The sequence below is a fragment of the Nocardiopsis oceanisediminis genome, from assembly GCF_048595525.1.
In the GTDB taxonomy this organism is placed as follows: domain Bacteria; phylum Actinomycetota; class Actinomycetes; order Streptosporangiales; family Streptosporangiaceae; genus Nocardiopsis_A; species Nocardiopsis_A oceanisediminis.
On sequence record NZ_JAFMZJ010000001.1, the window covers coordinates 622,589 to 645,970 of the forward strand.

The 23,382-nt window shown below is 74.6% G+C and carries 3 protein-coding genes; all 3 read right to left on the minus strand.

Translation table 11 applies throughout. The features are described from left to right. Positions 1–2 precede the first annotated feature (2 nt). Complete coding sequence (locus J0910_RS03280) at positions 3–1,220, minus strand: cytochrome P450 (RefSeq protein ID WP_420157020.1); 1,218 nt, start codon at positions 1,218–1,220, stop codon at positions 3–5. Between the two features lie 109 nt (positions 1,221–1,329). Beyond that, positions 1,330–12,942, minus strand: coding sequence for a type I polyketide synthase (locus J0910_RS03285; RefSeq protein WP_420157021.1), 11,613 nt, complete (start codon positions 12,940–12,942; stop codon positions 1,330–1,332). A 105-nt stretch (positions 12,943–13,047) separates the two neighbouring features. Next, positions 13,048–23,355, minus strand: a complete 10,308-nt coding sequence (locus J0910_RS03290; RefSeq protein WP_420157022.1) for a type I polyketide synthase — start codon at positions 23,353–23,355, stop codon at positions 13,048–13,050. Between the last annotated feature and the right edge of the window lie 27 nt (positions 23,356–23,382).

The window sequence follows — 23,382 nt, forward strand, 5'->3', positions numbered from 1 at the left end:
CCTCACGCGCGCTTCACGGTGACCGGGACCGACCGGACGGTGTACATCTCGCCCTCGTAGAACTCGATCCGGGCGCCCGGGTCGACCTCGATCGCGGCGAACCGGCGGAACAGCGCCTCCAGCCCGATCCTGGCCTCGGTCTTGGCCAGCATCGCGCCGAAGCAGTAGTGGATGCCGTGCCCGAAGGTGACGTGCCGGTTCGGCTTGCGGGCGGCGTCGAACCGCTCCGGGTCGGCGAACACCCGCTCGTCGTGGTTGGCCGAGATCAGCCACTGCAGGACCATGCTCCTGGCCGGGATCGGCACACCGCCGATCTCTGTGTCCACCGTGGTGAACCGCTGGATCCGCGGCGCCGGCGGCTGGGTGCGCAGGATCTCCTCGACCGCGTCCGGGATCAGCGCGTGGTCGGCGCGCAGCCGCCGCTCCAGCTCCGGGTCGGCGGCCAGCGTCAGCACCGCGCTGCCCAGCACCGACGTCGCGGTGATGTGCCCGGCCTGGACCAGCTGGATGGCGAGGTTGGCGACCTGGTGGTCGGCCAGCCGCTCGCCCTCCACCTCGGCCTGGATCAGGTCGCTGATGAACCCGTCGCCGGGCTCCTCCCGCAGCCGGGCGCACAGGCCGTGCATGTAGGACTGCATCTCCATGAACGGCCCCATGTAGGCCTCTTCGATGGAGGTCTCCACCTCCTGCTCGTCGTTGGGGTTGGGCGCCGAGACCGCGAGCAGCCGCTCGGTCCACCCCAGGAACAGCGGCAGGTCCTCCTTGGGGATGCCGAGCAGCTCGGCGACCACGTTGATCGGCAGCTGCTGGGAGAACGCCTGGACGAAGTCGAACTCGTCGCCGGGCAGGGCGTCCAGCAGCTCCTCCGCGATCTCCCCGATGCGCTCGTTCAGGTTCTTGACCCGGCGGGGGGTGAACGCCTGGCTGGCGATCCGGCGCACGCTGGTGTGCTGCGGCGGGTCCATCACCGCGAGCATGCCCGAGGTCAGCTCCGCGGCCGCGGACGGCATCACATAGGACGAGTCGCTGGAGAACGTCACCGGGTCGCCCAGCACGCTCTGCACGTCGTCGTAGCCGAAGACGTGGTACATGCCGAACGGGTCGCGGTAGACGGGGTGCTCGGCCCGCATCCGCCGGGTCCAGGCGACCAGGTCGCCCAGCCCCTCCCGCGCGGACGGCGGGACCATGGCGGGGTCGATCTGCGGCATCTGCTCTGTCATCGTCACACTCTCTCGATCGGTTCGATCTCGTTCGAAGGTGGAGCCGGCGGCGGGGTCCGCGCTCAGGCGGACCCCGCCGGGGCCCCGGCCGCGTCCGGAGACGGAGCGGCTACAGCGGCTTGCGCATCCACTCGCGGACGGCCTCACCGGTCGAAGAGGCGTGCTCCTCCATCATCGACCAGTGGTTTCCGGCCGCGTCGAGCGCGGTGTGGGGCAGGTCCCACGACGCCCGCCAGGCGTCTCCGGGGGGCCCGTCCGCCCCTCCGCTCACGGAGTGCAGCGACTCCGAGGCGCGGACGAAGAGGGTGGGCACCCCGGTCTCCTGCGGCTTCCAGTCGGCGAACACCCGGAAATAGCAGCCCATGGCCAGCAGCCGGGTGTCGTCGACGCCCCCGACGGCCTCCTCGCGCTCGATCGAGCTGTTCATGAACGTGCTCCTGAACCGCTCGATCTCCCGGCTGCCCGGCACGTAGGTGTCGAGCAGGACGACGCCCATCGGCGGGGTGCCCAGCTCCTCCAGGTAGGTGGCGGCGGCGTGCGCCAGCCACCCGCCCGAGGAGTGCCCCAGCAGCACGAACGGCGACCCGCCCGAGGCCTCCCAGACCATCTCCGCCTGGAGTTCGACGGCCGCCTCGGCCGACGCCGGGAGCGGCTCGCCGCGGCGGAACCCGGGCGCGGGCACCATGGCCACGTCCCGCTCTCCGCGGAAGGCCGCCGAGAACCGGGCGTACTGCTGGGCCCCGGTGATCGCCACCGGCGCGGCGAAGCAGACCAGGGCGGGCTGCTCGGTGCCCCGGCTGAGCACGACGTGGTCCGGCGTCTCCGCCAGCTCCGCCACCCCGGTGAACGAGGGGCGCAGCCGCGACGCGCTCTTGATGAACTCCACGCCCTCGGCGATCTTGCCCTCGGCCACCGCCTGCCGGTACAGCAGCTCGATGGTCCCGGCGGCCGCCTCCGGCGCGGCGGACGCGGCGGCGTCCGCCCCGGCCTCCCGCTCGCGGGCGTCCTCCGGCCCGCCGTCCCCGCCCAGCTCCTCGGTGAGCAGGGCGACCACGTCGCGCGGGGTCGGGTGGTCGAAGACCAGAGTCGCCGGGAGCCGCAGCCCGGTCGCCGCGATCAGCCGGTTGCGCAGCTCCACCGCGGTGAGCGAGTCGAAGCCCATCTCCGGGAAGCCGACGCCGTCCGGGACGGCGTCGGGCCCGGAGTAGCCGAGGACCGCGGCGACGCTGCCGCGCACCATCTCCAGCAGGGCCTCGCCGCGCTGCTCGGGGGAGAGCCCGGCCAGGCGCCGGCGCAGCGACGACGGGTCGGCCCCGGTCTGCCCGCCCGGCCCCGCGGCCCGCCGGGCGGTGGCCCGGATGAGCCCGCGGAACAGCGGGGGAACAGGACCGGCCCCGAACTGGACGCGCAGCGCCCCGATGTTGACGTGCAGCGGCACCAGGAGCGCCCGGTCCACCGAGGCGGCGGCGTCGAACAGCTCCAGGCCCTCCGCCGAGGAGATCGGGCGCAGCCCCGACCTGCTCAGCCGCTCCTTGCCGTCCTCGCCCAGCTCACCGGTCATCTCGCTGGCCTGCTCCCACAGGCCCCAGGCCAGCGACGCCGCGGGCAGCCCGAGGCCGCGGCGGTGCGCCGCGAGGGCGTCGAGGAACGCGTTGGCGGCGGCGTAGTTGCCCTGCCCGGGGTTGCCCAGGATCCCGGCGGCCGAGGAGAACAGCACGAAGGAGGAGAGGGCCATGCCCCTGGTGAGTTCGTGCAGGTTCCAGGCGGCGTCGGCCTTGGGGCGGAGCACGGTGTCCAGGCGCTCGGGGGTGAGGGACTCGATGACACCGTCGTCCAGCACACCGGCGGCATGTACGACCGAGGTCAGTGGGAACTCTGCGGGGATGTCCGCCAGCAGGTCGGCGAGTGCGTCGCGGTCGGCGGCGTCGCAGGCCGCGATGGTCACCCGGGTACCCAGTTCCTCCAGTTCGGCGGCCAGTTCTGCGGCGCCGGGCGCTTCCATGCCGCGTCGGCCGGTGAGCAGCAGGTGGCCCGCACCGCGTCCGGCGAGGTGCCGGGCGACCAGCGCGCCGAGCGCACCGGTGCCGCCGGTGATGAGCACGGTGCCGTGCGGGTCGGGCGCCGGGGCGTCCGCCTCGGCGGGGGCGGCGGCCCGGGCCAGGCGGGGCACCAGCACCTTGCCCGCGCGTACCGCCGCCTGCGGCTCACCGCCGGCCGCCACGGCGGTGAGCACGGCGGTCGAGGCCGCGTCCTCGTCCGCGTCGATCAGTACGAACCGGTCGGGGTGCTCGGCCTGGGCGGTCCGGAGCAGGCCCCACACCGCCGCACCGGGCAGGTCGGTGATCTGCTCGTCCGCTCCGGCCGCGACCGCGCCCCGGGTCACGACGACCAGCCGGGAGCCGGCGAACCGCTCCTCGGCCAGCCACCCCTGCACCAGGCCGAGCGCCCGCGCGGTCGCGGAACGCACCTCGGCGGACGCGTCCACCGCCCCGCCGACGGCTCCGCCGGAGGCCGGGGTGAAGGCGGCGAACACCACCTCGGGCACCGGCGCACCGCCCGTGCCGAGGGCGGCCAGGTCCGCGGCGGGCTCGGCTCCGGCGGCCGCCGGAGCGGCCGGCCGGTCGCCGCCGCCCAGCACCGCGGACGAGACTCCCGCCCCCGACGCCGCCGGGACACCGCTCCACTCCACCGCGAACAGCGAGTCGTGGCCCTCACCGGAGGGCACCGCCAGCTGCTCGGCCGAGATCTGCCGCAGCACCAGGCCGCCGACCGAGAGCACCGGGGCGCCGGCGGCGTCGGCCACCGCGACGGAGACGCCGTCCGGGCCGTCGGGGGCGATCCGCACGCGCAGGACGGAGGCCCCGACCGCCTGCAGCGCCACGTCCGTCCAGGCGAACGGAAGCCGCACCGCCGCCTGCTCAGAGGGCCTTTCCCGCAGCATTCCGGCGTGCAGGGCGGCGTCCAGCAGGGCGGGGTGCACGCCGAACCGGGCGGCGTCGTCCTGCTCCTCCTGGTCCAGGGCCACCTCGGCGAACACCTCGTCACCGCGCCGCCAGGCCGCCCGGAGCCCCCGGAAGACCGGTCCGTAGCCGAAACCCTGCTCGGAGAGCCGGTCGTAGAAGCCCTCGGTGTCCGCCGGGACGGCGCCGGGCGGAGGCCACTCGGCGAGGTCGAAGGGGTCGGCCGCAGCGGGGGAGAGGGTCCCCTCGGCGTTGCGGGTCCACGGTTCGTCCGGCCCGGCCTCCTCCCGGCGGGAGTGCACGCTCACCGGCCGGCGGCCGTCCTCGCCGGGTGCGCCGACGGCCACCTGGACCTGCACCGCACCCTGTTCGGCCAGGACGATCGGGGCCTGCAGGGTGAGCTCCTCGACTCGGGCGCAGCCGGCCTCGGAACCGGCCTGGAGCGCCAGCTCCAGCAGAGCGGTTCCGGGAAGCAGAACCGTCCCCAGCACGGCGTGATCCGCCAGCCAGGGGTGGGTGCGCAGCGACAGCCGGCCGGTCAGCACCCGGCCGCCGGTCTCCGGCAGCTCCACCGCCGCCCCCAGCAGGGGATGGTCCGGGGAGCCGAGCCCCGCGGCCGACACCCCCGCCCGGCGCCCACCGGCCTCAACGGACGCCTCCAGCCAGTAGCGCTCGCGCTGGAAGGCGTAGGTGGGCAGGTCGGTGCGCTCGGCGCCGGTGCCGGTGAAGACCTGGGTCCAGTCCACGGGGACGCCGTTGACGTGCGCCTCTGCCAGGGAGGTGAACAGGCGCTCCGGCCCGCCTTCGTCGCGGCGGAGGGTGCCGATGGCGGCGACCGCCTTCTCCTGGGCTTCGGCGGTCTCCTGCAGGCCCATCAGCAGCACCGGGTGCGGGCTGCACTCGATGAACGTGCCGTGGCCGTCCTCCAGCAGCCTGCGGGCGGTGTCCTCCAGCAGGACGGTCTGGCGGAGGTTGGTGTACCAGTACCCCGGGTCCAGCTCGGCGGTGTCGATCGGCTCGGCCAGCACCGTGGAGTAGAACGGGATCTCGGAGCCGCGCGGCTCGATCGGGGCCAGTGCCTCCAGGATCTGTTCTTCGATCCGCTCGACATGGGCCGAGTGCGAGGCGTAGTCCACGGGGACGCGCTTGGCGCGCACGCCGTCGGCCTCGCAGCCGGCCAGCAGCTCGTCGAGGGCGTCGGTGTCGCCGGAGACCACCGTTGCGGCGGGGCCGTTGACGGCGGCGACCGACAGCCGTCCGTCCCACTCCTCCAGACGTCGGGCGGTCTCCTCGGCGGGCAGGGCCACGGAGACCATGCCGCCCTTGCCGGACAGTTCCAGCAGGGCCTTGCTGCGCAGCGCGACCACGCGGGCGGCGTCTTCGAGCGAAAGGGCTCCGGCGACGCAGGCGGCGGCGATCTCTCCTTGGCTGTGCCCGACGACGGCGTCGGGCTGCACGCCGTGTGCGCGCCAGACCTCGGCGAGGGAGACCATGACGGCCCACAGCGCGGGCTGGACCACATCGACGCGCTCCAGGGACGGTGCGCCGTCGGTGCCGCGCAGGACGTCGATCAGTGACCAGTCGGTGAAGGAGGCCAGCGCGGCCGCGCATTCGCTCATCCGCTCGGCGAAGACCGGGGAGGAGTCCAGCAGCTCGACGGCCATCCCGGCCCACTGGGATCCCTGGCCGGGGAAGACGAACACCGTCCGGCCCGGGGACCCGGCGGTGCCGCGCACCGCGCCGGAAGCGGCGTCGTCGTCGGCCAGCGCGGTGAGCCCGGCAAGCAGCTCTTCCCGGTCCCGGCCGATCAGAACGGCGCGGTGCTCGAACATCGGCCGCGTGGTGACCAGGGAGTACACCGTGTCCAGCGGCTCCGGTGCGGCGTCCGCGGCGAGGTGGTCGCGGAGCCGCTCGGCCTGGGCGCGCAGTGCCGTCTCGGTCTTCGCCGACACGACCAGCGGCATGGCCGGCAGAGTCCGCGAGGTCTCGGACTTCGGGAGCCCGGAGACCGCGCCGGAACCCGCTTTCGCCGGTTGCCCGATCGGCGCCTGCTCGACCACGACGTGCGCGTTGGTGCCGCTCACCCCGAAGGACGAGACCCCGGCCCGGCGGGGTTCGCCGGTCTCGGGCCAGGGCTGCGCCTCGTTGAGCAGTTCCACGGCGCCCGCCGACCAGTCCACGTGCGGCGAGGGCCGCTCGGCGTGCAAGGTCTTCGGCAGTGTGCCGTGGCGCATGGCCATGACCATCTTGATCACGCCGGCCACGCCGGCCGCGGCCTGGGTGTGGCCGATGTTGGACTTGATCGAGCCGAGGAAGAGCGGCCGCTCTTCGGGCCGGTCCTGGCCGTAGGTGGCGAGGAGCGCCTGGGCCTCGATCGGGTCGCCGAGGCTGGTGCCGGTGCCGTGCGCCTCCACAGCGTCCACGTCGGCCGGCGTCAGGCCGGCGTTGGCCAGGGCCTGGCGGATGACCCGCTGCTGGGACGGGCCGTTGGGGGCGGTCAGCCCGTTGGAAGCGCCGTCCTGGTTGACCGCCGTCCCGCGCACCACCGCGAGCACCTGGTGGCCGTTGCGGCGCGCGTCGGACAGCCGCTCCACCAGGAGCATGCCCGCCCCCTCGGCCCAGCCGGTGCCGTCGGCCGACTCCGAGAAGGACTTGCACCGGCCGTCATGGGCCAGCCCGCCCTGGCGGCTGAACTCGATGAACGCCGCCGGGGTGAACATCATCGTGACACCGCCGACCAGCGCCATCGAGCACTCGCCGCTTCGCAGCGCCTGCCCCGCCATGTGCAGGGCGACCAGCGACGACGAGCACGCCGTGTCGATGGTGACCGCCGGGCCCTCCAGGCCGAAGGTGTAGGCGACCCGGCCGGACGCCACACTGCCCGCGTTCCCGTTGCCGAGGTAGCCGCCCAGGTCGTCCGGCACGCTGGTCAGGCGGGACGCGTAGTCGTGGTACATCAGCCCGGCGAACACGCCGGTCCGGCTGCCGCGCACCGTCGCCGGGTCGATCCCGGCCCGCTCGAACGCCTCCCAAGAGGTCTCCAGCAGCAGCCGCTGCTGCGGGTCCATCGCCAGCGCCTCGCGCGGGGAGATCCCGAAGAACCCGGGGTCGAACCGGTCGGCCTCGTAGAGGAAACCGCCCTCGCGGGTGTAGCCGTCATCGCCGCCGTCACCGAGGTCCCAGCCGCGGTCCGAGGGGAAGGCGGAGACGCCGTCGCCGCCGGAGGCGACCAGATCCCACAGCTGCTCCGGCGAGGAGACGCCGCCCGGGTAGCGGCAGGCCATCCCGACGATGGCGATCGGGTCGTCGTCGGCGGCCGCCGCGACGGCCGCCTGCTGCACCGCCGGGGCGTCGCCCAGCAGCTCCGCCAGCAGGTGGTCCACCAGCGCGGCCGGGTTGGGGTAGTCGAAGATGAGCGTGGCCGGGAGCCGCTGCCCCGTCACCGCGTTCAGCCGGTTGCGCAGCTCCACCGCGGTCAGCGAGTCGAAGCCCAGCTCGGTGAAGGCGCGGTCGGCGTCGACGGACTCCGCGGAGGAATGGCCGAGGACGGCGGCCGCATGCGTGCGGACCAGCTCCGACAGTGTGCGGTGCCGCTCCTGCTCGGACATCCCGGCCAGCCTGCGCTGGAAGGCGTCGGCGTCGGGGGAGGCCTCGGCCGACCGCCGGACGGGGGTCCGGACCAGCCCGCGCAGCATCCACAGCAGCATCCCGGAGGCGGCCTGGCCGCGCAGCGCGGCCATGTCCAGGTGGGTGAGGACCAGCAGGCGCTCGTCCGAGGAGAGCGCGGCGTCGAAGAGGTCCAGCCCCTCCTCCCGGGACAGCGGGATCATGCCGCCGCGGCTCATCCGCCGCAGGTCGGTCTCGCCGAGTTCGCCCGCCATACCGCCGGTCTGCGCCCACAGGCCCCAGGCCAGCGAGACACCGGGCAGCCCGTCGGCGCGGCGCCGCTGGACCAGCCCGTCCAGGAAGGCGTTGGCGGCGGCGTAGTTGGCCTGCCCGGAGCCGCCCAGCGTTCCAGCGGCCGAGGAGAACAGCACGAACGCCGACAGGTCCAGGTCCCTGGTGAGTTCGTGCAGGTTCCAGGCGGCGTCGGCCTTGGGCCGCAGCACCGTTTCGAACCGCTCGGGGGTGAGGGACTCGACGGTGCCGTCGTCGAGGACGCCGGCGGCGTGTACGACCGAGGTCAGCGGGTGCTCTGCGGGGACGGACGCCAGCAGGTCGGCGAGTGCGTCGCGGTCGGCGGCGTCGCAGGCGGCGATGGTCACCGTCGCGCCCAGTTCCTCCAGTTCGGCGGCCAGTTCTGCGGCGCCGGGCGCCTCCATCCCCCGGCGGCCGGTCAGCACCAGGCGGCGGGCGCCGTGCGCGCTCACCAGGTGCCGGGCGAGCATCCCGCCCAGCGCACCGGTGCCGCCGGTGATCAGCACCGTGCCCTCCGGGTCGAACACCGGGGCGTCCGACCCGGCCGGCTCCGGCCGCGCCAGCCTGGCCATCACCGCGCGGCCGCCGCGCAGCGCGACCTGCGGCTCGGCGGAGGCCAGCACCGCCGCCAAGTCGGTCGCCGCGGGAGCGTCGGTGTCGGTGTCGATCAGCACGAACCGGCCCGGGTGCTCGGCCTGCGCGGCGCGGAGCAGACCCCACACCGCCGCGCCGGCGAGGTCGGTGACCCGGTCGTCCGCGCCGACCGCCACCGCGCCCCGGGTCACCAGGACCAGGCGCGACCCGGCGAACCGCTCCTCGGCCAGCCACCCCTGCACCAGCGCGAGCGCGCGGGCCGTCGCGGTGCGGACGGCAGCGGGAACGCCGTCCGCCGCCGCCCCCGGCGACACCAGGGCGAACACCGCGTCGGGCGGCGGGGAGTCCGCCTCCGCCAGCTCGGCGAGATCGGCGACGACCTGCTCGGCCGACCGCACCCCCGGTCCGGTTCCGGCGAGGGCGGGTCCGTCGCCTCCGTCGTCCAGGAACGCCCACCGCCCTCCGGCGGCACCGGCGCCCGCCGGCTCCGGCAGCGCCACCCACTCCAGCCGGAACAGCGAGTCGCGGTGCCCGGTGCGCCCGGCCGAGAGCTGGTCCTGGGTGACCGGCCGCGACACCAGGGACTCGATCGAGGCCACCGCCCGGCCGGTGCCGTCTGCGGCGTCGAGGGAGAGCGAGTCCGCGGTGACCGACGACAACCGGACGCGCAGGCTCGTCGCGCCGGAGGCGTGCAGCGACACCCCGGACCAGGAGAACGGGAGGCGCCCCTGCGTCGGAACGGCCTGGCCGTCGCGTTCGGCGGTGCTCAGACCCGCCGCGTGCAGGGCGGCGTCGAGCAGGGCGGGGTGTACGCCGAACCGGGCGGCTTCGGCCTGTTCCTCCTCGGGCAGGGCGACCTCGGCGAACACCTCGTCGTCCCGCCTCCAGGCGGCCCGCAGCCCCTGGAACACCGGGCCGTAGTAGAAACCGGCCTCGGTCACCCGCTCGTACAGGTCGCCGACCTCCAGCGCGACCGCACCCGCCGGAGGCCACTGCGCCAGGTCGTCCGAACCGGCGGTACCGCCACCGGTCAGCGTGCCCGCGGCATGCCGGGTCCAGGGCTCGTCGAACTCGGCGTCGGCGCGGCGCGAGTGCAGGCTCACCGGGCGGCGGCCGGAGTCGTCGGCCGCACCGACGGCCAGCTGCACCTGCACCGCCTCGTCGTCGGGGAGCACCAGGGGGGCTTCGAGGGTCAGCTCCTCCACCCGGTCGCAGCCGACCTGGTCACCGGCGTGGATCGCCAGCTCCAGCATGGCCGTGCCCGGCAGCAGCACGGTGCCCATCACCGCGTGGTCGGCGATCCAGGGGTGAGTGCGGAGCGAGAGCAGGCCGGTGAAGAGGAACCCGTCGTCGTCGGCGAGCGCCACGGCGGCGCCGAGCAGCGGGTGGTCCGGGGAGCCCAGACCCGCGGACGACACGTCGCCTTCGGTCGGGCCCGGCTCCAGCCAGTAGCGTTCGCGCTGGAAGGCGTAGGTGGGCAGTTCCACCTGCTGGGCGCCGGTGTCGGCGAAGAACGCGGTCCAGTCCACGGCCGATCCGTTGGTGTGCAGGGTTCCGAGCGCGCTGACCAGTGCGACCGTCTCGGGCCGGTCCTTGCGGGCGGTGGGGACGAGCAGGGCGGTCTCGGAGCCGACGCTGTCCTGTGCCATGGCGGTGAGGACGCCGTCGGGGCCCAGTTCCAGGAAGGCGGTCGCGCCCTGGGCGCTGAGGGTGCGGATTCCGTCGGCGAAGCGGACAGCCTCCCGCACGTGGCGGACCCAGTAGTCGGGGGAGCAGAGCTGTTCGGCGGTGGCGGTTTCCCCGGTCAGGTTGGAGACGACCGGGATGGCCGGGGGCGCGAAGGACAGTCCTTCGGCGGTCTTCCGGAAGTCCTCCAGCATCGGTTCCATGAGCGGCGAGTGGAAGGCGTGGCTGGTGTTGAGCCGCTTGGTCTTCCGTCCCTGCTCACGGAAGTGGTCCGCGATCTCGATGACCGCGTCCTCTTCGCCGGAGACGACGGTGGAGGTCGGGCCGTTGATGGCGGCGATCGCGGCCCGGCCTTCGAAGCCGGTCAGGGCTTCGGTGATTTCGTCTTCGGTGGCCTGGAGGGCGACCATGGCTCCGCCTGCGGGGAGGGCCTGCATCAGGCGTCCGCGTGCGGTGACCAGCGCGGCGGCGTCCTTGAGGGTGAGGACTCCGGCGGTGTGTGCGGCGGTGATCTCTCCGATGGAGTGGCCGGCCAGCAGGTCGGGGGTGATGCCCCAGGATTCGACCAGGCGGAAGAGCGCGGTTTCGATGGCGAAGAGTCCGGCCTGGGTGTAGGCGGTCTGGTCGATCAGCCCGGCCAGGTCGGAGCCCTCTTCTGCCCAGACGACCTCGCGAAGCGGCCGGTCCAGGTGGGCGTCGAGCGCAGCGCACGCGGTGTCGAAGGCTTCGGCGAAGACGGGGAAGGCCGCGTGCAGTTCGCGGCCCATGCCGGCGCGCTGGGATCCCTGCCCGGAGAAGAGGAACGCGGTCTTCCCGGTCGCTCCGGTGGTGCCTTGGACGAGGTTGGCGGCGGGCTCGCCGGAGGCGAGCGCGCCCAGCCCTGCCAGCAGGCCTTCGCGGTCACCGCCGGTCACGACCGCGCGGTGGTCCATGGCCGAGCGGGTCGTGGCCAGGGAGAAGGCCACGTCGTCCATGGCCAGGTCCGGGTGCGCGGTCAGGTGCGCGTGCAGCCGCTCGGCCTGGGCGCGCAGCGCCGCCTCGGTCTTGGCCGAGACGGTCACCGGCAGCGCGGCCGGTGTCCTCTCCGACCGGGGCCGGAGCACCGTCTTCGCCGTCTCCGGGCCCTTCTGCCCGGACTCCTCTTCGGGAACCTGCTCGATCGGTGCCTCTTCAACGACGATGTGCGCGTTGGTGCCGCTCACGCCGAAGGACGAGATGCCCGCCCGGCGGGGCTCACCGGTCTCGGGCCAGGGCCGCTCCTCGGTGAGCAGTTCGACGGAGCCCGCCGACCAGTCCACGTGCGGGGTCGGCTCGTCCACGTGCAGGGTCTTGGGGAGCGTGGCGTGGCGCATGGCCATGACCATCTTGATGATGCCGCCCACCCCGGCCGCCGCCTGGGTGTGTCCCAGGTTCGACTTCAGCGAGCCGAGCCAGAGCGGCCGGTCGTCGGGGCGCTCCCCGCCGTAGGTGGCCAGCACGGACTGGGCCTCGATCGGGTCGCCCAGGGTGGTGCCGGTGCCGTGCGCCTCGACCGCGTCGACCTTGTCCGGGGAGAGCCCCGCGTTCGCGAGCGCCGCCCGGATCACCCGCCGCTGCGACGGGCCGTTCGGCGCGGTCAGCCCGTTGGAGGCGCCGTCCTGGTTGACCGCGCTGCCGCGCACCACGGCCAGGACCGGGTGCCCGTTGCGGCGCGCGTCCGACAGCCGCTCCACCAGCAGCATGCCCGCACCCTCACCCCAGCTGGTGCCGTCCGCGGCGGCCGCGAAGGACTTGCAGCGGCCATCGGGGGCCAGCCCGCGCTGGCGGCTGAACTCCACGAACGCCGCCGGGGTGGACATCACCGTCACGCCGCCGGCCAGCGCCATCGTGCATTCGCCGTTGCGCAGCGCCTGAACCGCCAGGTGCAGGCCCACCAGCGACGACGAGCACGCGGTGTCGATGGTGACCGCCGGGCCCTCCAGGCCCAGCGTGTAGGCGACCCGGCCGGAGGCGATGCTCCCGGCGGTGCCGTTGCCGACGAAGCCCTCGAAGCCCTCCGGGACGGGCTGCAGGCGCGCGGCGTAGTCGTTGTACATGAGCCCGGCGAACACGCCGGTGCGGCTGCCGTGCAGCTGCTCCGGGGCGATCCCGGCCCGCTCGATCGCCTCCCAGGAGATCTCCAGCAGCAGGCGCTGCTGCGGGTCCATCGCCAGCGCGTCGCGCGGGGAGATCCCGAAGAACGCGGGGTCGAAGTGGTCGGCGTCGTGCAGGAGGCCGCTCTCGCGCACGTAGAAGGTGCCCGGAGTGTCGGGGTCCGGGTCGTACAGCTCCTCCAGGGGCCAGCCGCGGTTGTCCGGGAACTCGGAGATCCCGTCGCCGCCGGCGGAGAGCAGCCCCCACAGCTCGTCGGGCGAGGAGACGCCACCCGGGTAGCGGCAGGCCATCCCGACGATCGCGATCGGCTCGCGCGCGTCCGACTCGACCTCGCGCAGCCGGGTCTGCACCGCCCCGAGCCGCTGCCGCGTCTGCTGGAGGTCTGCGGTCACCCGCTTGAGGTATTCCCGAAGCTTGTCTTCATTCGCCATCAGAGCGTGTGCTCCTCGAAAGTCGTAGGGGTGGTGCGGGCGGGGAGGCCGGGCGCGGGCCTCCGCGCGTCGGGGTGCTGCGTGTCAGGGGAGGCGGCGCGCATCTCAGGAGAGGTCGAGGTCGTTGTCGATGAGGGCGAACAGGTCCTCGTCCGACGCCGATTCGAGGGCCGATTCGAGCCGGTCGGCGGAGACCCCGCCGCCGCCCTCCCCACCGGCCGGTTCGTACAGGGCGGCCAGGAGGTCCTCCAGCCTCCTGCGGACCGCCGTCCGGGTGGCGTCGTCGGTGTCCGGCGCGGCCAGGCCGGCCTCCAAGCGGTCCAGGTCGGCGAGGACGGCGGTGCCCGAGGCGGCGGCCCCGTCCGGGATCAGCTCCGCCGCGAGGTACTCGGCGAGCGCGACCGGGGTCGGGTAGTCGAACACCAGGGTGGCGGGCAGCCGCAGACCGGTGGCCGAGTTCAGGTTGTTGCGCAGCTCCACGGCGATCAGCGAGTCGAACCCGAAGTCGTTGAACGCCCGGGCGGGCTCCACCGCCTCGGCCGAGGTGTGGCCGAGGACCCCGGCGACGTGCGTCCGCACCAGGTCCAGCAGGGCGCTCTCCTGCTCGGCGCGGGGCAGCGGCGCCAGGCTCTGCGCCAGCGACGCCCCGGAGTCGGCGGGACCCGACTCCACGACCCGCCGGGTCACGGGCCGGATGAGCGCGCGCAGCAGCGGCGGCACGCGCCCGGAACCGATCTGGGCGCGCAGCGCGGCGGTGTCCATGTTCATCGGCACCAGCACGGCGTCGTCCAGAGTGCGCGCCGTGTCCAGCAGCGCGAGCCCCTCCTCGGTGGTCAGGGCGCTGAACCCGCCCCGGTTCATCCGCCGCCGGTCGGCCTCGGTCAGGTCCCCGAGCAGCCCGCTGGCCTGCTCCCACAGGCCCCAGGCCAGGGCCATCGCGGGCAGCCCGGCGGCCCGGCGGTGCTGGGCCAGGGCGTCCAGGAACGCGTTGGCGGCGGCGTAGTTGGCCTGCCCGGCGTTGCCCAGGGTGCTCGCCGCCGACGAGTACAGCAGGAACGACGACAGGTCCAGGTCCCTGGTGAGCTCGTGCAGGTTCCACGCCGCGTCGGCCTTGGGCCGCAGCACCGCCTCGAACCGCTCCGGGGTGAGGGACTCGATGACGCCGTCGTCCAGCAGGCCGGCGATGTGCGCCACCGCGGTCAGCGGGTGCTCCGCCGGAATGCCCGCCAGCACGCCGGCCAGTGCGTCCCGGTCGGCGGCGTCGCAGGCGGCCACGGTCACCCGGGCGCCCAGGTGCTCCAGTTCGGCCACCGACTCGGCGGCCCCGGGGGCGTCGGCCCCCCGCCTGCCGACGAGCACCAGGTGCCGCGCCCCCTCCTCGACCAGGTGCCGGGCGAGCATGCCGCCCAGCGCCCCGGTGCCGCCGGTGATGAGCACGGTGCCGTCCGGGTCGAACGAGGGCGCGGCCGCGCCCTCGGCTCCGGTGCCGGCGGCGGGCGCCTCGACCCGGACCAGCCGGGGCGCCAGCGGCTCGGAGCCGCGCAGCACCCGCTGCGGCTCCTCCCCGTGCGCCGCGGCCAGCAGCGCCGTGCCGGACGGCGCCTCCTCGTCCAGGTCCACCAGCAGGAACCGGTCCGGGTGCTCGGCCTGGGCGGTGCGCACCAGACCCCACACCGCCGCGCCGGCCAGGTCGGCGACGTCCGCCCCGTCCCGGGCGGCCACGGCCCCCCGGGTCACCACCGCCAGGCGGGTGTCGGCGAGCCCGTCCTCGGCAAGCCACGCCTGGAGCAGGCCGAGCACCCGGGCGGTCGCCCGGCGCGCCGCCTCCGGGGCCGGACCGGGCTCCGGCTCCAGCGGCAGGAACGCAACCCGGGGGAGCGGGGCCCCGGAGGACGCCAGCGCGGCCGGATCCGCGTACGGCTCCGCCCCGACCCCGGCCTGCTTCAGGGCCGCGGCCAGCCCGAGGCCGTCGGCACCGAGGAGGGCGCAGGCCTCCCCGGAGCCCTGCCCCTCCGACCCGGCCGGAACCGGGGTCCACTCGACCCGGAACAGCGAGTCGAGGCGGTCCCCCCGGCCGGAGTCGAGCTGCTCGGGCGAGGCCGACCGCAGCAGCAGGGACGCCACCGAGGCGACCGGGCGGCCCGCACCGTCGGCGAGGGTCAGCGACACCGTGTCCGGCGCGACCGGCGACATCCGCAGGCGCAGGCGGGACGCCCCCGCGGCGTGCAGGGCCACGCCCGACCAGGAGAACGGCAGGTGCCCCACGCCCACGGCGGTCACGAAGTCGCCCAGGCCCACGGCGTGCAGCGCGGCGTCGAGCAGCGCGGGGTGTACCCCGAACGCGTCCGCGCCGTCCTTCTGCTCCGCGGGCAGCGCGATCTCGGCGAAGACGTCGTCTCCCGCGCGCCAGCCGGAGTGCAGGCCCTGGAAGGCCGGCCCGTAGAAGAACCCGGTCGAAGTGAGGCCCTCGTAGAGGCCGCCCACGTCGACCGGGGTCGCCCCCTGCGGCGGCCACTCGGCCAGGTCATCGGGGTCGGAGCGCACGTCGTCGGTGAGGAACCCGGTGGCATGCGGCGTCCACGGCTCATCGAACCCGGCGTCGGCGCGGCGCGAGTGGATGCTCACCGAGCGGCGCCCGGTGTCGTCCGCCGCACCGACGGCCACCTGGATCTGGACACCGGTGGCCTCGGGGAGCAGCATCGGCGCGGCGATCGTCAGCTCCTCGATCGCGCGGCAGCCGACCTGCTCCCCCGCGCGCAGCGCGAGCTCGACGAACGCAGTGCCGGGCAGCAGCACGGTGCCCATCACCGCGTGGTCGGCCAGCCAGGGGTGGGTGCGCAGGGACAGCAGCCCGGTGAACACCGAACCCCCGGAGTCCGGCAGCGTCACCGCGGCCCCGAGCAGCGGGTGCTCCGCCGCGCTCAACCCGGCCGAGGCCACGTCCCCCACCGACCACGGAACGTCCAGCCAGTGGCGTTCGCGCTGGAAGGCGTAGGTGGGGAGGTCGACGTGCTCGGCGCGGACCTGCGCGCCGATGCCGGCGAAGAGGGCCGTCCAGTCCGGGGTCACGCCGCTGGTGTGGAGCCGGGCGATGGCGGTGGTGAGCGCTTCGGCTTCGGGGCGGTCCTTGCGGCTTGCGGCGACGGCCGTGGCGGCGGTGTTGAGGGTGTCCTGTGCCATGGCGGTGAGGACGCCGTCGGGGCCGAGTTCGAGGAAGGCGGTCGCGCCCTGGGCGCTGAGGGTGCGGATTCCGTCGGCGAAGCGGACGGCTTCGCGGACGTGGCGGACCCAGTAGTCGGGGGAGCAGAGCTGTTCGGCGGTGGCCTGCTCTCCGGTCAGGTTGGAGACGACCGGGATCTGCGGCGGTGCGAAGGAGAGGCCTTCGGCGGTCTTCCGGAAGTCCTCCAGCATCGGTTCCATGAGCGGCGAGTGGAAGGCGTGGGAGACCGTCAGCCGACGGGTCTTCCGTCCCTGCTCACGGAAGCGGTCCGCCACCTGGGTAACCGCGTCCTCTTCGCCGGAGACGACGGTGGAGGTCGGCCCGTTGATCGCGGCGATGGAGAGTTCGTGTTCGCGTCCGTCCAGGTGGGGAAGGACTTCGTCCTCGGTGGCCTGGATCGCGATCATCGCTCCGCCTGCGGGCAGGGCCTGCATCAGGCGTCCGCGTGCGGCGACCAGCGCGGCGGCGTCCTCCAGGGACAGCACCCCGGCGGTGTGTGCGGCGGTGATCTCCCCGATGGAGTGGCCGGCCAGCAGGTCGGGGGCGATGCCCCAGGACTCGACCAGGCGGAACAGGGCGGTTTCGACGGCGAAGAGTCCGGCCTGGGTGTAGGCGGTCTGGTCGATCAGCCCGGCCAGGTCGGAGCCCTCTTCTGCCCACATGACCTCGCGCAGCGGCCGGTCCAGATGGGTGTCCAAGGCCGCGCACGTCGCGTCGAAGGCGTCGGCGAAGACGGGGAAGGCCGCGTGCAGCTCGCGCCCCATCCCGGCGCGCTGGGACCCCTGCCCGGAGAAGAGGAAAGCCCGCTTCCCGGCCGCGCCGGCGGTGCCCTGGACGAGGTTGGTCGCGGGCTCGCCGGACGCCAGCGCGCCCAGCCCTGCCAGCAGACTCTCGCGGTCACCCGCGATGACCACGGCCCGGTGCTCCAGCGCCGAACGGGTCGTCGCCAAGGCGAGCGCCGCGTCCGCCACCGTGGTACCCGGGTACGCGGTCAGGTGCGCGTGCAGCCGCTCGGCCTGGGCGCGCAGCGCCGCCTCGGTCTTGGCCGAGACGGTCACCGGCAGCGCGGCCGGTGCCGTCCCCGGCCGGGATCCGGCAGGCGCCTCCGCCCTCTCCTCAGTGGGCCCCTCGTCGGGCGCCTGCTCGATCGGTGCCTCTTCAACGACGATGTGCGCGTTGGTGCCGCTGATCCCGAAGGACGAGACGCCGGCCCGGTACGGCTCACCGGTCTCCGGCCAGGGGCGGGACTCGGTGAGCAGTTCCACGGAGCCCGCCGACCAATCGATGTGCGGCGAGGGCGCGTCCACGTGCAGCGTCTTCGGCAGCACCCCGTGGCGCATGGCCATGACCATCTTGATGATGCCGCCCACCCCGGCCGCCGCCTGGGTGTGGCCGATGTTGGACTTGATCGAGCCGAGCCAGAGCGGCCGGTCCTCGGAGCGGTCCCTGCCGTAGGTGGCCAGCACGGACTGCGCCTCGATCGGGTCGCCCAGCGTGGTGCCGGTGCCGTGCGCCTCAACCGCGTCCACCTGGGAAGGGTGGAGTCCCGCGTTGGCCAGTGCCTGGCGGATGACCCGCTGCTGGGAGGGGCCGTTCGGTGCGGTGAGCCCGTTGGAGGCGCCGTCCTGGTTGACCGCGCTGCCGCGCACCACGGCCAGGACCGGGTGCCCGTTGCGGCGCGCGTCCGACAGCCGCTCCACCAGGAGGACGCCCGCGCCTTCCGCCCAGCCGACGCCGTTCGCCGACGCGGCGAACGACTTGCACCGGCCGTCGGGGGCCAGCCCGCCCTGGCGGCTGAACTCGATGAACCCGCCCGGGGTGGCCATCACGGTGACACCGCCGGCCAGCGCCATCGAGCACTCGCCGTTGCGCAGCGCCTGAACCGCCAAGTGGAGCGCGACCAGCGAGGAGGAGCACGCCGTGTCGACCGTGACCGCCGGGCCCTCCAGGCCGAAGGTGTAGGCGACCCGGCCGGAGACGACACTGGCCGCGCTCCCCGTCCCCATGAACCCCTCGACCTGGTCGGGGGCCATGCCGAGCAGCGAACCGTAGTCGTAGGCCGAGGTGCCGGTGAACACGCCGATCCGGCCGCCGCGGACCGACGCCGGATCGACCCCGGCCCGCTCGAACGCCTCCCAGGAGATCTCCAGCAGCAGCCGCTGCTGCGGGTCCATCGCCAGCGCCTCGCGCGGGCTGATCCCGAAGAACCCGGCGTCGAACTCGGCGGCGTCGTGTACGAACCCGCCCTCGCGGGAGTACGTCTTTCCGGGCTGCGGTTCGGGGTCGTACACGGCCTCGATGTCCCAGCCCCGGTCGGTCGGGAACTCCGTGATCGCGTCGCCGCCGGAGGCCACCAGCCGCCACAGCTCCTCCGGGGAGGACGCGCCGCCGGGGTACCTGCAGCCCATGCCGACGACCACGATCGGGTCGCCGTCGTGCGACACGGCGACCGCGGGTGCGGCCACCGCGGCGTCCGCGCCCAGCGACTCCGCGTTCAGAAGGTCGGCGACCGCCTCCGGCGTCGGGTGGTCGAAGACCAGGGTGGCGGGCAGCGCCAGACCGGTCGCCTCGGTCAGCCGGTTGCGCAGCTCCACCGCGGTCAGGGAGTCGATGCCCAGCTCCTTGAACGGCCGCCCGCTCTCGATCCCGCCGGCGGACGCGTGCCCGAGCACTGCGGCCGCCCGCTCGCGGACCAGGTCGGTCAGAACACGGATCCGGTCGGCGTCGGACAGGCCGCTGAGCCGCTCGGCCAGCGCGGACGCCGATCCCGAGCCGCCCGGGGGCGCCCCGGCGGCCTGCCGCTCCGACCGCGCCTCGGGTAGCTCGCTCAGCAGTCGGCCGGGCCGGCCGGCGGTGAAGGCCGGGGCGAACCGGTCCCAGTCGATGTCGGCGACGACGGCGGTCGGCGCGCCGCTCTCCACCGCGCGGCACAGCGCGGTGATCGCCGTGCCGGGCTCCATCTCGCGGAGCCCTCCGCCGAGCAGCCGGTCCCCGGCCGCCCCCGACCGGGTCCAGAGGCCCCAGGAGACCGAGGTGGCGGCGAGGCCGAGTGCCGCGCGCTGCTCGGCGAGGGCGTCCAGGTAGGCGTCGGCCGCACCGGAGGCCGCTCGGCCCACGCCGCCGATCGCCCCGGCGACCGAGGAGAACAGTACGAACGCGGACAGGTCCAGGCCGGCGGTGAGCTCGTGCAGGTTCCGCGCGGCGTCCGCGCTCGTCCGCAGCGCCGCCGAGAGGGCGTCGGGGGACAGCTCGGCGACGGCGCTGTCCGGGAGCGGGTCGGCGATGTGCACGACCGCGGTCAGCGGGGCGGTGCCGTCGATCCCGGCCAGCAGTTCCGCGACCGCGTCGCGGTCGGCGGGGTCGCACGGGGAGACCGTCACGCGCACCCTGAGGCCGCTGAGCTCGGCCACCAGGCCTGCGGTGTCCGCGTCCTCGGTGCCGCCCGCCAGCACCAGGTGCTCGGCGCCGTTGTCGGCCAGCCACCGGGCCACGTACGCCCCGGCGGCGCGGGTACCGCCGGTGACCAGCACGGTTCCGCTCGGTGCCCACCCGGACGCGGTGGGCGCCTCGGCGGACGCGCGCATCAGGCGGCGCCCGTAGGCGGCGGAGGAGCGGATCGCGACCTGGTCTTCGCCGCCGGTTCCGGCGAGCGCTCCGGCGAGCCGGGTGAGGGCGCGGTCGTCCAGCTCGTCCATGGCGCCGGGCAGGTCGATCAGGCCGCCCCAGCGCTCCGGGTGCTCCAGGGCGGCCACCCGGCCCAGGCCCCAGGCCTGCGCCTGCTCCGGGTGCGGCGCGCCGTCCGAGTGCCCGGTGGACACGGCGCCGCCGGTGACGCACCACAGCGGTGCGGTGACACCGGCGTCGTCCAGCGCCTGCACGAGACCGGCGGTCGCGGTCGCCCCGCCACCCAGGGCGAGGAGAGAGACGACGGCGGTAGGGCTCTCCTCGGCGAGGGCGTCGGTGATCAGGCGGGAGGTGGCGGCGCGGTCGTGCCCGTGGAAGGGGACCGGCAGCGCGACCACGCGGCCGCCGTGCTGCTCGACCGCCCTGGTCACGGCCACGGCGGCCGGGGCGGCGGCCTGGTCCGCCTCACCCGCCGGGGTGGCGAGCAGCCAGGTCCCGGAGAGCACCGGAGCCTCCGGTTCCGGGAGGGCCTTCCAGCCGACCCGGTAGCGCAGGCCGTCCACGACGGCCTCGTCGCGCCGCCGGCGGCGCCAGCGGGACAGGGCGGGGAGCATCGCGCCCAGCACGGTGTCGTCCACCTGCAGTGTCCCGGCCAGCAGCTCCAGGTCCTCGCGCTCGACCGCGTCCCAGAACTCGGTATCGAGCGGATCGGCGGCGAGGGCCCGCTGCTCTTCGGTCTCCTCCAGCCAGTAGCGCTCGCGCTGGAAGGCGTAGGTGGGCAGTTCCACCTGCTGGGCGCCGGTTCCGGTGAAGAACGCGGCCCAGTCCGGGGTCACACCGCTGGTGTGGAGCCGGGCGATGGCGGTGGTGAGCGCTTCGGCTTCGGGGCGGTCGGCGCGCAGGGCGGGGACGGTGGTCGCCTCACCGGTCAGGCTGTCCTGTGCCATGGCGGTGAGGACGCCGTCGGGGCCGAGTTCGAGGAACCGGGTGGCGCCTTCGGCCTCCAGAGTGCGGATTCCGTCGGCGAAGCGGACGGCCTCCCGCACGTGGCGGACCCAGTACTCCGGCGAGCACAGCTGTTCGGCGGTGGCGGTCTCACCGGTCAGGTTGGAGACCACCGGGATGGCCGGGGGCGCGAAGGAGAGTCTTTCGGTGGTCTTCCGGAAGTCCTCCAGCATGGGTTCCATGAGGGGCGAGTGGAAGGCGTGGGAGACCGTCAGGCGCTTGGTCTTGCGTCCCTGTTCACGGAAGCGGTCCGCCACCTGGGTAACCGCGTCCTCTTCGCCGGAGACGACGGTGGAGGTGGGCCCGTTGATGGCGGCGATCGCGGCCCGGCCTTCGAAGCCGGCCAGGGCCTCGGTGGCCTCGTCTTCGGTGGCCTGGAGGGCGACCATGGCTCCGCCTGCGGGCAGTGCTTGCATGAGGCGTCCGCGGGCGGCGACCAGCGCGGCCGCGTCTTCCAGGGTGAGCACCCCGGCGGTGTGTGCGGCGGTGATCTCCCCGATGGAGTGGCCCGCCAGCAGGTCCGGGGTGATCCCCCAGGACTCCATGAGCCGGAACAGCGCGGTTTCGACGGCGAAGAGTCCGGCCTGGGTGTAGGCGGTCTGGTCGATCAGCCCGGCGGCCTCGGAGCCTTCCTCGGCCCACATGACCTCGCGCAGCGGCCGGTCCAGGTGGGCGTCCAGCGCCGCGCACGTCGCGTCGAAGGCGTCGGCGAAGACGGGGAAGGCCGCGTGCAGTTCGCGGCCCATCCCGGCGCGCTGGGACCCCTGCCCGGAGAAGAGGAACGCGGTCCCCCGGGTCGAGACCGACCCGCGGGTCACGTTCCCGGCGGCCGTCCCTTCGGCCAGCGCGGTGAGCCCCGCGAGCAGTTCGTCGCGGTCGCCGCCGGTCACGACCGCGCGGTGGTCCAGCGCCGAGCGGGTCGTGGCCAGGGAGAACGCGAGGTCGAGCGGTTCCAGGCCGGGTTCGGAGTTGAGATGGGCCTGCAGGCGCCGGGCCTGGGCGCGCAGCGCCGCCTCGGTCCGGCCCGACACCGCCCACGGCAGCACGGGAAGGTGCCTCGGGGCGGTGACGGGCCCGGTGGCCTCGTCCTGCTCCCGCTGCCCCTCTTCCTCGTCCTCCTGCCCGGCCGGCTGCTCTGCCGACCCCTCTGCCGGTCGGGGGGCCTGTTCCGGCGGCGCCTGCTCGAAGATGGCGTGCGCGTTGGTGCCGCTGGCTCCGAAGGAGGAGACGCCGACCCGGTGCGGCTGCCCGGTCTCGGGCCACGGGCGCTCCTCGGTGAGCAGCTCGATCGCCCCGGCCGACCAGTCCACGTGCGACGTCGGTTCGTCCACGTGCAGGGTCTTGGGCAGCACCCCGTTGCGCATGGCCATGACCATCTTGATCACGCCCGCCGCACCGGCCGCGGCCTGGGTGTGCCCGATGTTGGACTTGACCGAGCCCAGGAGCAGCGGCCGGTCCGCCGGGCGTTCCCGCCCGTAGGCGGAGAGCAGCGCCTGGGCCTCGATCGGGTCGCCCAGCGTGGTGCCGGTGCCGTGCGCCTCCACCGCGTCGATCTGGTCCGCCGACAGGTCGGCGTCGGCCAGCGCCTGACGGATCACCCGCTGCTGGGACGGCCCGTTGGGGGCGGACAGCCCGCTGGACGCGCCGTCCTGGTTGATGGCGCTGCCGCGCAGCACGGCGAGCACGGGGTGCCCGTTGCGGCGCGCGTCGGAGAGCCGTTCGACCAGCAGCATGCCGACGCCTTCGCCCCAGGCGGTGCCGTCGGCGGCCGAGGCGAACGCCTTGATCCTGCCATCGGGGGCGAGCCCGCGCTGGCGGCTGAACTCGATGAACCCGCCGGGGGTGACGATCACGGTCACGCCGCCCGCCAGCGCCATGGTGCACTCGCCCCGGCGCAGCGCATGCGCGGCCAGGTGCAGGGCGACCAGCGACGACGAGCACGCGGTGTCGACGGTGACGGCGGGGCCCTCGAAGCCGAAGGTGTAGGCGACCCGGCCGGACGCGACACTGCCCGCGTTCCCGGTGCCGAGGTAGCCCTCGACGTTCTCCGGAACGGAGTTCAGGCGGGACGCGTAGTCGTGGTACATGACGCCGGCGAAGACGCCGATCCGGTCGCCGCGCACCGCGGCCGGGTCGATGCCGGCCCGCTCGAACGCCTCCCAGGAGGTCTCCAGCAGCAGCCGGTGCTGCGGGTCCATGGCCAGGGCCTCGCGCGGGCTGATGTCGAAGAACCCGGGGTCGAACTCGGTGGCGCCGTGGACGAATCCGCCCTCGCGCACGTACGACGTGCCGGACCGGTCGGGGTCCGGGTCGTAGAGGGCGTCGGCGTCCCAACCGCGGTCGGTCGGGAACTCCGAGATCGCGTCGCCCCCGGAGGCCACCAGCCGCCACAGGTCCTCCGGGGACCGGACCCCGCCGGGGAAGCGGCAGGCCATGCCGACGATCGCGATCGGCTCGCTCTGCCGGTCCTCCAGCTCGCGCACGCGCCGGCGCGCCTCGCGCAGGTCAGTGGTCGCCCACTTCAGGTACTCGCGAAGCTTGTTCTCTTTTTCGTCTCTTGCCATCTTCTGGGAGCTCCTCGGGGCGGTGGA

Excerpts from the sequence above, each read along its gene's own strand:
- J0910_RS03280 (WP_420157020.1), bottom strand. The coding sequence starts at position 1,220 with ATGACAGAGCAGATGCCGCAGATCGACCCCGCCATGGTCCCGCCGTCC.
- J0910_RS03285 (WP_420157021.1), bottom strand. The coding sequence starts at position 12,942 with ATGGCGAATGAAGACAAGCTTCGGGAATACCTCAAGCGGGTGACCGCA.
- J0910_RS03290 (WP_420157022.1), bottom strand. The coding sequence starts at position 23,355 with ATGGCAAGAGACGAAAAAGAGAACAAGCTTCGCGAGTACCTGAAGTGG.